Origin of the sequence: Pseudomonas sp. Xaverov 259 (assembly GCF_019352915.1) — a bacterium.
In the GTDB taxonomy this organism is placed as follows: domain Bacteria; phylum Pseudomonadota; class Gammaproteobacteria; order Pseudomonadales; family Pseudomonadaceae; genus Aquipseudomonas.
Window position 1 is genome coordinate 419,240 of the sequence record NZ_JAAAFV010000031.1, and the last position, 13,868, is coordinate 433,107.

Here is a 13,868-nt window from a genome sequence, read left to right on the forward strand (position 1 = left end):
GGTTCAAGCGACGGCAACGACGTCGAGAATGCGTTGCACCACGCGGTCCTGGTCAATGCCGGCCGCTTCGGCCTCGAACGACAGGATGATGCGGTGGCGCAGCACGTCGAACAGCACCGCCTGGATATCTTCCGGGCTCACAAAATCACGCCCGGCCAGCCAGGCATGGGCGCGGGCGCAGCGGTCGAGGGCGATGGAGCCGCGTGGGCTGGCGCCATAGGCGATCCACTCGGCCATTTCGGGGTCGAACTTGGCCGGGGTGCGTGTGGCCATGACCAGTTGCACCAGGTATTCCTCCACCGCATCGGCCATGTACAGGCCAAGGATTTCCTTGCGCGCCGCAAAGATGGCCTGTTGGCTCACACGCCGCTCGGGCTTGGTTTCGCCATTGAGCGCTTCGCCACGGGCTTGTTGCAGGATGCGGCGCTCGACGGCCGCGTCCGGGAAGCCGATCTTGACGTGCATCAGGAAACGGTCGAGCTGGGCTTCGGGCAGCGGGTAAGTGCCTTCCTGCTCGATGGGGTTTTGCGTGGCCATGACCAAAAACAGCGGCGACAGGTCATAGGTGCTGCGGCCCACACTGACCTGGCGCTCAGCCATGGCCTCGAGCAACGCCGATTGCACCTTGGCCGGGGCGCGGTTGATTTCGTCCGCCAGCACCAGGTTGTGAAAGATCGGGCCTTGCTGGAACACGAAGCTGCCGGTTTCCGGACGATAGATCTCGGTGCCGGTGATGTCGGCGGGCAGCAGGTCGGGGGTGAACTGGATACGATGGAACTGCGCTTCAATGCCTTCGGCCAGCTCTTTGATGGCCTTGGTCTTGGCCAGGCCCGGTGCGCCTTCGACCAGCATATGGCCGTCGGCGAGCAGGGCGATCAGCAGGCGATCGATGAGTTTTTCCTGGCCGAGAATCTGCGTAGAAAGAAAGGTTCGCAGCGCAAGCAGCGCTTCACGATGTTCCATCGATGACGGTTCCTGGAGAGATGAGCCCCAACGTCGAGAAAATCCGCCGGGCCTGGGGCGTCTACTTTAATGCATCGTGGGGTGTAGCGACTAACGGCTCGGGAGGTATTTTTAGCAAAACTTGTAGGATTTTTGTGTGCAGGGCACAAATTCCACTGAGGGTTGCTCAGCATCTGTGGGAGCTGGCGTCGTTTAAATCCGGATAAAGGTGCCGGTGTCTTTAAGTATGTTCTGCAAGGTTTCTTCCACTTCAGCCATATCCGACACAGCGGTGGTGTGGGTGATCTCCAGACAGTCTTTGCCACCCAGCGCATCGGCATCGCCAGCTGCCAGTTCAATCACCAGGGTGGTATCACCCAAGGTGACTTTCAACCCATCCAGGGTCGACGGCTCATAGTCCCAGGTCAGCTCAACCTCATCTTCATCCGGGTAACGGCTGAGCATGAACATTTCGCCATTTTTGCCGTGGCAACACAGCATGGCCATGTTGTCTTCTTCTTCGTCGCAAGATGTGGCGATCAGGTGGGGGGTGGTCAGTTGCATGGGCAGTCCTCTATAAAGCAGCGTACTCGAACGACGGGGGTAATTTTGCCATCGTACAAACGTTTACGCTGCTTTTAAGTAGATTGGATTGCCCCTGCCACCCCAGATGTCGCACTTGCAGTGGGTTATTTCGACAAAATAGTTGCCTTTAACACGGTTTTTATCGGTCCGGTGATGGGCTCTGCAGCCTTGCCAACCCCCGCAGTAAATAGTGGCTTGAACGCATTGAATACACCGAAAGTAATCCTGTCATCGGCGTTTGCGCGGTCGTTGGCTTTGTCGTGAATACCCACGCCCGCTTCCAGCAATCCGGAACCCACACTCAGCGCCGTCAGCACGACGCCCACGGGAGGCAGTGCCAAGCCAATGGGGGTTGCAAGCAGAAGCGCGCCATCCAACCATTTTTTTGCCTTAAGAATTGTCTGCTTGTTGTGGTCTGTGTTCAGCACGAACTCCTGGTCGGTACTGGCTTTCATGCTTTTCTCTGTGTGCTCTTGAACCTCTTTGAAGGGGTCGCCCGTGATCTTTTTGCCATCAAATACGCCACCCTCTTTCCAATAGCCTTGCCCTTCCAGGAAGTCCACAGCGCCTGGCTCTTTAATGTGCTGCCGAATAAGATCCAGTCGCGCATCGAAGCCTCTTTTAAATAACGAAGACGAAGCATCCTTTGGCGAGAAATGTTTTTTGAAAGCGGCAGCTTTATCGTCGTCAATCAATTGGCTGGCCAGCCATTTATTCATCGCTTGCGGCGAATCGAACGAGTGGATGGGGGACGAATTGCCTGGAATGTATAGAAGCGTTTTCTGAGTATTGACGTCTCTGGTATAGAAAATGTCAGTGGAGTGGAAGCCATTGAAACTCAGAAACTTGGTCTCCAGGCTTGGGTCTGGCGTGTGCGGTTTAACCAGTGTTTCAAGTCCTGCATCCAGATAGGTTTGGTTGCCGGGTATGCCGACGAGGTTCATGGCGATCTTTGTGCCTACCTCGTCCAACGAGCGCTCATGATGTTGGGCGTGCGCAGCATTAAGGTAGGAGACTTTGGCAAGTGCCGTATAGGACTCACGGGTTTCAGGCGACCACTTGAAGTTCAGGTACTGGTCGTAGGGTTTTTTATACGCATGCTCCCAGACCATTTTTTTGAAGTCTGCCGGTGGGATCTGAACATGTTGGCCCGCGCCGTAAGTGGCGGGTGCGTCGGGCGAGGGCTCAGCCACAATGCCGTGATAATAAGTATTGAAATTGCCCACGAGTGGCCGTGGGAAAGTGCCGTCCCAATTGGGCTTTTCCGTGTGGCGTGAATTAGGCTGTATATCGAAGGGTTCGGTAGGTTGTCCTTCGGGCGCCTCTTGCTTTCCAGTCATCCCCTTAGGCCGTGGCGTGTGTTGAATATTCAGGCGTGCCGCATCGGCCAGGGAGATTTTTTGTGTGATGACCGCCTTGTGAGGCGTGGTGTTTTTGTCATAAGCAAAAGTTACCAGAAAAGTTTTTTCCGGATCGACGTCGGCCCCCCACTTTTGTTTAATCTGTGCTGCCACATGCTCTGAGGTATGTTGAGTGGCGGACATGAAGGGTTTGGACTTGTCGGCTGCATACCTGTCGAGCGCGTTGTTTCTTTTTAATGGCTCGGAAAAATAAGAGGCTGGCCTGCTATCGTGTTGCACGGCAGGTTGTTCTGGCGGGACGGTCTGCTCGCCCCACTTCAACTCCGGACGATCCCAGTTTAATTCAGGGAGGGAAGGGTTATTATGGGCTTGGCGCGGTGTTGGGTAAGTGGGAACGCCATACGGTACACTCGGGGAGACGGTGATAGTACTCTGACTGACAGTTGCACTTATGCTGGTCATACTAAAAGCTCACTTCTATTAATCAGTGGGCCGTCCGTGGTGTATTTGCGCAATCGATGCTGTAGGCATCGAGTCAGTTCTAATTGGTCGATCGAGCCGTATTCACTCCATTCAAAGTGCCTATGGCCTCAACAGAAAAAATCTATCGACCTACGCGCCCAGGTGTAGAGCGCTAGAGAATGTTCAGCGCTGCCTGCCCTTGACCGAATATGTCGCCGTACGGAAAGCAACCGTCTTCCTACACTCGTTAAGCTGCGCAGTGGATGCGCCACCGTCAGGCCGTTGACCTGCCCGTCGTTCCGTCACCTGCCAACCGGCGCATCCGATGTGACTTGATCGCCTTGCGCAGCTTCACCCACCTGTCACCCTGATTCGTTTAAGGTGCTTGTTATCAGTACCGACGAACAGAGCTGACGGTCTCCTCGCAAGGGGATAACACGCGACGCTTCCATCAATAACAAGCCCAAGCGGAGTACCACAGATGGCGTTCTTCACCGCAGCCAGCAAGTCCGACTTCCAGCATCAACTGCAAGCGGCACTGGCGCAGCACATCAGTGAACAGGCACTGCCACAAGTGGCGCTGTTCGCTGAGCAATTTTTCGGCATTATTTCCCTGGACGAACTGACCCAGCGTCGCCTTTCCGACCTGGCCGGTTGCACCCTGTCTGCCTGGCGCCTGCTTGAGCGCTTTGACCACACCCAACCGCAAGTGCGGGTCTACAACCCCGATTACGAACGTCATGGCTGGCAATCGACCCACACTGCGGTCGAAGTGCTGCACCATGACCTGCCATTTCTGGTCGACTCGGTACGCACCGAGCTGAACCGCCGTGGCTACAGCATCCACACCCTGCAAACCACCGTGCTCAGCGTGCGTCGCGGCAAAAAAGGCGAGTTGCTGGAAATCCTGCCAAAAGGCACCCAGGGCGAAGGCATTCAGCAAGAATCGCTGATGTACCTGGAAATCGACCGTTGCGCGAATGCCGCCGAACTCAACGTGCTGAGCAAAGAGCTTGAGCAAGTGTTGGGCGAAGTGCGCGTGGCCGTGGCCGACTTCGAACCGATGAAAGCCAAGGTCCAGGACCTGCTGGCCGGTATCGACGCGAGCCAGTTCAGCATCGACGGCGAAGAAAAAGCCGAGATCAAGAGCTTCCTGGAATGGCTGGTGGGCAACCACTTCACCTTCCTCGGCTATGAAGAGTTTGTGGTACGTGACGAGGCGGACGGCGGTCATATCGAATATGACACCGGCTCCTTCCTCGGTCTGACCAAATTGCTGCGTGCCGGCCTCACCGCCGAAGACACGCGCATCGAAGATTATGCCGTGGCCTACCTGCGTGAACCGACCGTGCTGTCGTTCGCCAAGGCCGCACACCCAAGCCGCGTACACCGCCCGGCTTACCCGGACTATGTGTCGATCCGTGAGATCAGCGCCGACGGCAAGGTCATCAAGGAACACCGCTTCATGGGCCTCTACACCTCGTCGGTGTACGGCGAAAGCGTGCGGGTTATCCCTTACATCCGCCGTAAAGTCGCGGAAATCGAGCACCGCTCGGGCTTCCAGGCCAAGGCGCACTTGGGCAAAGAGCTGGCCCAGGTGGTTGAAGTGTTGCCGCGTGATGACCTGTTCCAGACTCCCGTCGACGAGCTGTTCAACACCGTGATGTCGATCGTGCAGATCCAGGAGCGCAACAAAATCCGCGTGTTCCTGCGCAAAGACCCGTACGGTCGTTTCTGCTACTGCCTGGCCTATGTGCCGCGCGATATCTATTCCACCGAAGTGCGCCAGAAGATCCAGCAAGTGCTGATGGATCGCCTGAAAGCCTCGGACTGCGAGTTCTGGACCTTCTTCTCCGAGTCCGTACTGGCCCGTGTGCAGCTGATTCTGCGGGTGGACCCGAAGAACCGCCTGGACATCGACCCGGTTCAACTGGAAAAAGAAGTGGTGCAGGCCTGCCGCAGCTGGCAGGACGACTACGCCAGCCTGGTGGTGGAAAGCTTCGGCGAAGCCCAGGGCACCAACGTGCTGGCAGACTTCCCGAAAGGCTTCCCGGCCGGTTACCGCGAGCGTTTTGCCGCGCATTCGGCCGTGGTCGACATGCAGCACCTCAACAGCCTGACCGAAGCCAACCCGCTGGTGATGAGTTTCTATCAGCCGCTGGGCCAGGTCTCCGGCCAGCGTGAGCTGCACTGCAAGCTCTACCACGCCGACACGCCACTGGCGCTGTCGGACGTGCTGCCGATCCTGGAAAACCTCGGCCTGCGCGTGCTGGGCGAGTTCCCGTACCGCCTGCGTCACGCCAATGGCCGTGAGTTCTGGATCCATGATTTTGCGTTCATTGCCGCCGAAGGCGTGAACCTGGACATCCAGCAGCTTAACGACACCCTGCAGGACGCGTTCGTGCACATCGTGCATGGCGATGCCGAAAACGATGCGTTCAACCGCCTGGTACTCACCGCCGGCCTGCCTTGGCGCGACGTGGCGCTGCTGCGTGCTTACGCCCGTTACCTCAAGCAGATCCGCCTGGGTTTCGACCTGGGTTACATCGCCAGCACCCTGAACAACCACACCGACATCGCTCGCGAGTTGACCCGGTTGTTCAAGACCCGCTTCTACCTGGCGCGCAAGCTCACCGCCGACGACCTGGAAGACAAGCAGCAACGCCTGGAACAAGCGATTCTCACGGCCCTGGACGATGTTCAGGTGCTCAACGAAGACCGCATCCTGCGTCGCTACCTGGACCTGATCAAGGCCACCCTGCGGACCAACTTCTACCAGACCGACGCCAACGGCCAGAACAAGTCGTACTTCAGCTTCAAGTTCGACCCGCGCGCGATTCCTGAGCTGCCCAAGCCGGTGCCGAAGTTTGAAATCTTCGTGTACTCGCCGCGCGTTGAAGGCGTACACCTGCGCTTTGGTAACGTTGCGCGTGGCGGCCTGCGCTGGTCCGACCGTGAAGAAGACTTCCGCACCGAAGTGCTCGGCCTGGTAAAAGCCCAGCAGGTGAAGAACTCGGTGATCGTGCCGGTGGGCGCCAAAGGGGGCTTCCTGCCGCGTCGCCTGCCATTGGGCGGCACCCGTGACGAGATCGCGGCCGAGGGCATCGCCTGCTACCGCATCTTCATTTCGGGCCTGTTGGACATTACCGACAACCTCAAGGACGGCGCCCTGGTGCCACCGGTCAACGTCGTGCGCCATGACGACGATGACCCGTACCTGGTCGTTGCGGCGGACAAGGGCACTGCGACCTTCTCCGACATCGCCAACGGCATTGCCATCGACTACGGCTTCTGGCTGGGCGATGCGTTCGCGTCCGGTGGTTCGGCCGGTTACGACCACAAGAAAATGGGCATCACCGCCAAGGGCGCGTGGGTGGGCGTGCAGCGTCACTTCCGTGAGCGCGGCATCAACGTGCAGGAAGACAGCATCACCGTGGTGGGCGTCGGCGATATGGCCGGTGACGTGTTCGGTAACGGCTTGCTGATGTCCGACAAGCTGCAACTGGTCGCGGCCTTCAACCACCTGCATATCTTCATCGACCCGAACCCGAACCCGGCGACCAGCTTCGTCGAGCGTCAGCGCATGTTCGAGCTGCCGCGTTCGGCCTGGACCGACTACGACACCAGCATCATGTCCGAAGGCGGCGGGATCTTCTCGCGCAGTGCCAAAAGCATCGCCATTTCGCCACAGATGAAAGCGCGCTTCGACATCTCGGCCGACAAGCTGACCCCGACCGAACTGCTCAACGCCTTGCTCAAGGCGCCGGTGGACCTGTTGTGGAACGGCGGTATCGGGACTTACGTCAAGGCCAGCACCGAAAGCCATGCGGACGTGGGCGACAAGGCTAACGACGCGCTGCGCGTGAATGGCAACGAGCTGCGCTGCAAGGTAGTGGGCGAGGGCGGTAACCTCGGCATGACCCAGCTGGGTCGTGTGGAATTCGGCCTCAATGGCGGCGGTTCCAACACTGACTTCATCGACAACGCCGGTGGTGTGGACTGCTCCGACCACGAAGTGAACATCAAGATCCTGCTCAACGAAGTGGTGCAGGCCGGTGACATGACCGACAAGCAGCGCAACCAGTTGCTGGCGAGCATGACCGACGAAGTCGGCAACCTGGTGTTGGGCAACAACTACAAGCAGACCCAGGCGTTGTCCCTGGCCGCCCGTAAAGCCTACGAGCGCGCCGCTGAGTACAAGCGCCTGATGAGCGACCTCGAAGGCCGTGGCAAGCTGGACCGCGCCATCGAGTACCTGCCGACCGAAGAGCAGCTTGTCGAGCGCGCTTCCACCGGTAAGGGCCTGACCCGTCCCGAGCTGTCGGTGCTGATCTCCTACAGCAAGATCGACCTCAAGGAAGCCCTGCTCAAGTCGCTGGTGCCGGATGACGACTACCTGACCCGTGACATGGAGACCGCGTTCCCACCGAGCCTGGTGGCCAAGTTCGGCGAAGCCATGCGTCGCCACCGTCTCAAGCGCGAGATCGTCAGCACCCAGATCGCCAACGACCTGGTCAACCACATGGGCATCACCTTCGTTCAACGACTCAAAGAGTCGACCGGCATGAGCCCGGCGAACGTGGCCGGTGCTTACGTGATCGTGCGTGACATCTTCCACCTCCCGCACTGGTTCCGTCAGATCGAAGCCCTGGACCACCAGGTTTCTGCTGACGTGCAACTGGAGCTGATGGATGAACTGATGCGCCTGGGCCGTCGTGCCACGCGCTGGTTCCTGCGCAGCCGTCGCAACGAGCAGGACGCTGGCCGTGACACCGCGCACTTCGGTCCGCACCTGGCGGCGTTGGGCCTCAAGCTCGACGAACTGCTGGAAGGCCCGACCCGCGAAGGCTGGCAGAACCGCTACCAGGCCTACACCGAAGCCGGCGTACCGGAGTTGTTGGCACGCATGGTTGCAGGCACTACCCACCTGTACACCTTGCTGCCGATCATCGAAGCCGCTGACGTGACCGGGCATGACGCCGCCGAAGTGGCCAAGGCCTACTTCGCCGTCGGCAGCGCGCTGGACTTGCCGTGGTACCTGCAGCAGATCAGCGATCTGCCGGTGGCCAACAACTGGCAGGCCCAGGCTCGCGAAGCGTTCCGCGACGACGTGGACTGGCAGCAACGGGCGATCACCATCTCGGTTCTGCAAATGGCCGATGCGCCACAAGACATGGAAGCCCGCGTGGCCCTGTGGCTTGAGCAGCACCAGGACATGGCCGATCGCTGGCGCGCAATGATGGTCGAAATCCGTGCAGCAGTCGGCACGGACTACGCCATGTATGCGGTCGCCAACCGTGAGTTGCTTGACCTGGCGTTGAGCGGTCAGTCGGTGCTGCAACCGGCTTGATCCCGCTGTAAATCAAAAAGCCCCCGCATCGTGAGATGCGGGGGCTTTTTTGAATCACACGATTGATCAAACACTTAAATCAACTGTGGGAGCTGGCTTGCCTGCGATAGCGGTCTTTCAGTGAAAGCAGGGCTAGCTGACCCACCGCTATCGCAGGCAAGCCAGCTCCCACACTGTGTCCAGGCATTCTCACGCGCCGGCAGCGCCCAAACACGGCTGGATAACTTGTTTCAACCCACTGTTGTTTGCCGGCAATGTGAAGGTTGCCGTCAGCGGCTGGCCGCCTGCCATGGCAGGCGCCAACAAAAGTTTCAACGTCTGGCCCCGTGCGGCATCACTGGCCCAGTAGGCCAGTTCATCGCGCGGCACCTGAGTGCTGAACGCAAAGATCGTCCCTATCTGGAAAGACCCGGCGTAAGCCCAAACGCCGCTGACCGCAAGCTCGATGGCCGTGCGAGTTCCCGTAGTCATACGCAACGGCCCATTAGTGCTGGCGTCTTTGCCATGAAATGGCTCAATGTCGAAGCCCAGCACTTCCGGCGTTATTTGCAACGCCAGCCCGGCCGTTGGGTTGCGTGGGTGACAGCTGATTTCCAGGCTGGCCTTGGTGTGGAAATCGTTATAAGCGCTGTCACCAAAAGTCCGTGCGGTGGTCAACATCGGGCTGTCGACGTCGGGCCGCTCAAGCAACCACACGGGGTTCGCAGGCGTAATGATTAGGTCGTCACTGGCCTGTGCAGACGCATAGAGTGCTGGGATGAAAAGGGCGGTGACCAGTGCAACGGTAAAGGTTTTCATAACAGTATTAATCTACGTTAAGGGAATGACCACATTGTGCAGAAGGACGGCCATTTTATCTGTCAGCAAGTTCGCAAAGGCCTTCGCATGGTTTAACGGCGGCTGTAGGCCAACAAGACTGATGGGGCAAGCACCTCAACGAGGCTGTGGCGCGGCCTTGCGTTGAACAGCAGCCCCGGTTTGCAGATAATCCAGATGCGCGGGCTTTTTTATTGACGTCGATTTCAAGGTGTCAAAAAGGGCTGCCCACGACGATCATCGGTTGAAGCACACTGAATACCTTTGGCGTGGTTTCCTGAAGGTCGGTAAGGATAGCTTCATAGTCCACAGTATTTGGCAAGTGATGCATCAAGGCCCAATAGTCCGATTCAATAATGGGAAGTTGCATCGCACCTGCCGTTTCCTGCAGCACCAATTTAAATAAGGCGCAGGCTTTGGGCAGGTTTCGTTCAAGCCCATACGTGCGGTGGGTCTTGGTCTTGTCTCGGGATAAGCCTGCCAGTGCGTAGGCATACTCAATCAGCCCATCCAATTGTCCCATCTCAGCCAACTGAATGATCCGCTTCTGCTTTTGTTCGGTACTCACCGTTCCGTCTTCTGCGAAGGCGAGTCTGTACACGGCTGGGCGATGCCCTGCGTCGGCAGAACGTTGGATCAGATCTGCGATCACTGCCTCTCGATTCTGAGTATCGGCTAACAGTTTCGGTGTCTGCTCGTAGGCTTGGGCGAGCTCATAGAGCGCCCAGGGATCGTCTGTGGCGGCAGCTTTGTTCAGCCACTCGATTTCCAGTGTCATAAAGTACAGGTAGATCATTGCAGGGACGGTATTGGCGTTTGCGGCGTTGGTTGCCAACTCCTTGGCTTTTGCCAGCGACTCGTTGTCTCCCAGCCGCATCAGCGCCGGTATGTGGTTCTGCGCGGCAGCAAGCAAAAGCCATTGCCTGGTGGCGGTTGTCACACGGCGTGCTCCTCCGTCCAGCACCGATTGGCAGGTGGCCATTGCGTATTGCGAATCCAGGTCTCCGGCGGCACCTGCTATGGTCAGGTGGAATCTGGCTTTCTTGTATCGGCCCAATCTGAACAGCGCGAACCCGGTGTCTTTGGTCGTTTGCGTCAATTCATTAAGCGTTGAGTTCAATTGGCTCGGGAGCGTGCTGGCCTCAGCTTGCAGTTGTGTGATCAACGAAAACAGAGGTGTCAGTACTTGTTATTCGGTGGGCATATCTCATACCTGTAATAAGCACTCAATTTGTGCGACATACAGGTTATGCAGAGCGCCTGGGGCCAGGGCGTTAATTACTTACTGCGCTGCGGTTTGGCAAACACTGAAAGGCGCCGCCGCTCCCACCGAATGACCTTCATGCAGGTGAGATCACTGGTGTTTCAATAGTTTGCTCTCAAGGTGATCCAGATGGCGGGTCATCAGGCTTGTCGCACTGTTCACGTCGCGTTGCTCGATTGCGTCGACAATTGCAAGATGCTCCTGCCACGCGCAGTACGTGCAGGCTCTCGCTTCATATTGAGCGATGATCAGCGAAGTCAACGGCACCAAGCTGTTGAGAAATTGCGCCAACGGCGCGTTGCGTGCCATCGCTGCCAATTGCAGGTGGAACTCCCCCGATAACCGAATCGCCGGGCCGCGCTGGTCGCGTTCGATGCAGTCGCGTTCCCGCGCGATCAGCTCGCGCAACTGGCGAACTTGCGTCGGCGTTGCGTTCACGCAGGCCAGTTGTACCACGGTCATTTCCGTGAGCCGCCGGGCTTCGAGAATCTGCCGCGTTTGCTGCGCATCCGGTGCCGCCACCTGGGCGCGCTGGTTGGGGCGCAGGATGATCACTTGCTGATGGGAGAGTTTAGCCAGCACGCGGCGAATCACGCTGCGGCTCACACCAAAGGTTTCGCCCAGGCTCTCTTCGGTAAAGCGGCTGGCCGGGGCGATGCGTTGTTCGAGGATGGCGTCGAACAGGCGTGGGTAGATGTCATCCACCGAAGGTTTTTTACCGCCAACCAGGCGCAGGGCAGGGAGGACGGCATTGCGTTGCAGGGCGTGGGCGTTCATGGCCGGTCTCCAAAAAATCAGCTGCCCAGATGGTCGTCCGGGATATTCAAACGAATGCCCATGCGCAGGCCTTCCTGGAGAATGTGCCGACGCATTTCGGCGCTGGCCAGGGCGCTGTTTTTGTTGCGAATGGCGCGCACCACGGCGTCGTTTTCCTGCAGGCGTTCGGCCAGGTGTTCAGGCGAATTGCGCAATACCTGGGCGCTTTGCTTGAGGGCGTTGCTGGTCTGCTGCACCACGTTCTGGAAGATCGGGTTGGAAGTCAGCGCGAACAACTCTTCATGAAAGCCGATGTAAGCGTTCATGCCGGCTTCGGCATCACCGGCATCCAGGGCTTCGCGCATGTCCATCAAGGTCAGGCGCAATTGGCCGACTTCCTTGCTGCTGATGGACTGGGCCACCAGGCCGACAATGAAGGGTTCGAGGGTGTAGCGCAGTTGCAGGATATCTTCGAGGCTGGCGTCGGCCACCGCGTCGCTGGCGTGCGGTTCGCTGACGCTGGTTTCCAGCACGACCACGCCTTTGCCGGGCATCGAGCGCACCAGGCCGAGGGTTTCCAGCACGATCACGGCTTCGCGCAGGCTCGGGCGGCTGATGCCCATCTGCTCGGCCAGTTCACGCTGGCCGGGGAGCATATCGCCCTGGCGCCACTGGCCCCGCTTGAGTGCGGCGCGCAGTTTTTCTACGACTGAGTTGACGACGGTTGAAGTGCTGATCACGTCTACGTCTCCTTGGATGTTGCCAATACGATGGTCAAATTAGCGATGATCAAAATGTGGGAGCGGGCTTGCTCGCGAATGCGCAGTGTCAGCCAATGGATTTATCAACTGACCCGCCGCTTTCGCGAGCAAGCCCGCTCCCACATTTGATTTGTGTCGCTCATAGACTGGATTAAAACTCCTGATGCGCCGGCAGCACCGGCTTCTTGGCCTGGAAGGCATACCCTTGCTGGCCATCGAGCACCTTGTTGGCACGCTCGATATCAATATCTTTTTCCCAACGGGCGATGGCCACGGTGGCGACGCAGTTGCCGATCAGGTTAGTCAGCGCGCGGCCGATGCCCATGAACCAGTCCACCGCCAGCACCAGCACCAGACCCACCACCGGAATCGCCGGGATCGCGGTCAGTGTGGCCGCCAGAATCACCAGCGCCGAACCCGGAATGCCGTGGGCACCTTTGGAGGTGATCAACGACACCAACAGAATGGTCAGCAAGTCGGTCATCGACAGCGGTGTGCCGGTGGCATTGGCGATAAACACAATGGCCAGGGTCAGGTAGATCGAGAAACCATCGAGGTTGAACGAGTAACCGGTCGGAATCACCAGGCCGACGGTGGAGCTGCCAATGCCCAGGTGTTCCAGTTTACGCATGATCTGCGGCAATACCGCGTCGGAGGAGGCGGTGCCCATCACGATCAGCAGTTCTTCACGCAGGTACTTGAGCAGCGGCAACATGCGCAGGCCCGACAAGCGCATCACCAGGCCCAGCACCAGCCCGACAAAGGCAAAGCAGGTCAGGTAGAACAAGCCCACCAGGCTGCCCAGGTGTTGCAGTGAATCCAGGCCATAGGTGCTGGTGGTGAAGGCGATGGCGCCGAATACGCCGATCGGCGCCAGGCGCACGATCATGCCCATGATGCGAAAGATCACATGGCTCAGCTCGTTGATCAGCCGCGAGATGCCGGAAGCGGCTTCGCCGACCAGGTTCAGCGCGCTGCCGAACAGCACCGAAAACAGCAGCACTTGCAGCACATTGTTGTCGGCAAAGGCGCCGATCACCGAGTTGGGGATCAGGTCCATCAGGAACTGGCTGGTGCCGCGAATGTGCTGGCCCTTGTCGGCCAGCTCGTTGAGGCCGGCGGACGACAGCTGCTCCAAGTGAATATTGGCGCCTTGGCCGATACCGGTGCTGAAGGCCATGATCAGACCGATCACCAGGGCGACGGTGGTCAGTACTTCGAAGTAGATCACTGATTTCAAGCCGATGCGCCCGACTTTCTTCAAGTCGCCAGCACCGGAAATACCGCTGACCACCACGCAGAATACGATCAGGCCAATCAGCATTTTGATCAGCTTGATAAAGCCGTCACCCAGGGGTTTGAGTTGCGAGGAGAATTCGGGAAGGGCCAGGCCGCAAATGATGCCGAGCATCAGGCCAATCACGACTTGCAGGAAAATCGAACGCGAGCACCATCTGAGCATGGGAGGGATCTCTATTCGGTGCCCTGGTGGTTCCAGGGCTTAATTGTTGTGGTCTTACCGGTAAGTCCAGTGCGCGGCCAGTCTACGCTGGGTTTTTTTCAAATCACAA

At 58.5% G+C, this 13,868-nt stretch carries 9 protein-coding genes; 1 reads left to right on the forward strand and 8 read right to left on the reverse strand.

Features of this window, described 5'->3' with window-relative positions; genetic code table 11:
• Positions 1-3: 3 nt before the first annotated feature.
• The 3 genes from K0H48_RS12355 to K0H48_RS12365 all read right to left on the reverse strand — a co-directional run bounded on the left by K0H48_RS12355 (position 4) and on the right by K0H48_RS12365 (position 3,350).
• Complete coding sequence (locus tag K0H48_RS12355) at positions 4-963, reverse strand: MoxR family ATPase (RefSeq protein ID WP_003174327.1); 960 nt, start codon at positions 961-963, stop codon at positions 4-6.
• A gap of 192 nt (positions 964-1,155) precedes the next feature.
• Positions 1,156-1,506 carry a hypothetical protein gene (locus tag K0H48_RS12360; protein WP_219267667.1) on the reverse strand — a complete coding sequence of 117 codons (351 nt, stop codon included), beginning with the start codon at positions 1,504-1,506 and terminating at the stop codon, positions 1,156-1,158.
• 125 nt (positions 1,507-1,631) lie between these two features.
• A complete protein-coding gene (locus K0H48_RS12365) occupies positions 1,632-3,350 on the reverse strand; it encodes a DUF6543 domain-containing protein (RefSeq protein ID WP_219267668.1) in 1,719 nt (572 codons plus the stop codon).
• Positions 3,351-3,831: 481 nt separating this feature from the next.
• Between K0H48_RS12365 and K0H48_RS12370 the strand changes: the two genes are divergently transcribed.
• Positions 3,832-8,700 carry an NAD-glutamate dehydrogenase gene (locus K0H48_RS12370; protein WP_138815196.1) on the forward strand — a complete coding sequence of 1,623 codons (4,869 nt, stop codon included), beginning with the start codon at positions 3,832-3,834 and terminating at the stop codon, positions 8,698-8,700.
• A gap of 189 nt (positions 8,701-8,889) precedes the next feature.
• Here the strand turns inward: K0H48_RS12370 and K0H48_RS12375 are convergent, their stop codons facing one another.
• From K0H48_RS12375 to K0H48_RS12395, 5 genes are all read right to left on the reverse strand, one after another.
• Entirely contained in the window at positions 8,890-9,498 is a 609-nt protein-coding gene (locus K0H48_RS12375) for a hypothetical protein (protein ID WP_219267669.1), read from the reverse strand.
• 232 nt (positions 9,499-9,730) lie between these two features.
• Positions 9,731-10,681 carry a tetratricopeptide repeat protein gene (locus K0H48_RS12380; protein WP_219267670.1) on the reverse strand — a complete coding sequence of 317 codons (951 nt, stop codon included), beginning with the start codon at positions 10,679-10,681 and terminating at the stop codon, positions 9,731-9,733.
• 189 nt (positions 10,682-10,870) lie between these two features.
• A complete protein-coding gene (locus tag K0H48_RS12385) occupies positions 10,871-11,557 on the reverse strand; it encodes a GntR family transcriptional regulator (protein WP_219267671.1) in 687 nt (228 codons plus the stop codon).
• A 17-nt stretch (positions 11,558-11,574) separates the two neighbouring features.
• Complete coding sequence (locus K0H48_RS12390; protein WP_219267672.1) at positions 11,575-12,276, reverse strand: FadR/GntR family transcriptional regulator; 702 nt, start codon at positions 12,274-12,276, stop codon at positions 11,575-11,577.
• A gap of 172 nt (positions 12,277-12,448) precedes the next feature.
• Positions 12,449-13,774, reverse strand: a complete 1,326-nt coding sequence (locus K0H48_RS12395) for a C4-dicarboxylate transporter DctA (protein ID WP_200433441.1) — start codon at positions 13,772-13,774, stop codon at positions 12,449-12,451.
• Between the last annotated feature and the right edge of the window lie 94 nt (positions 13,775-13,868).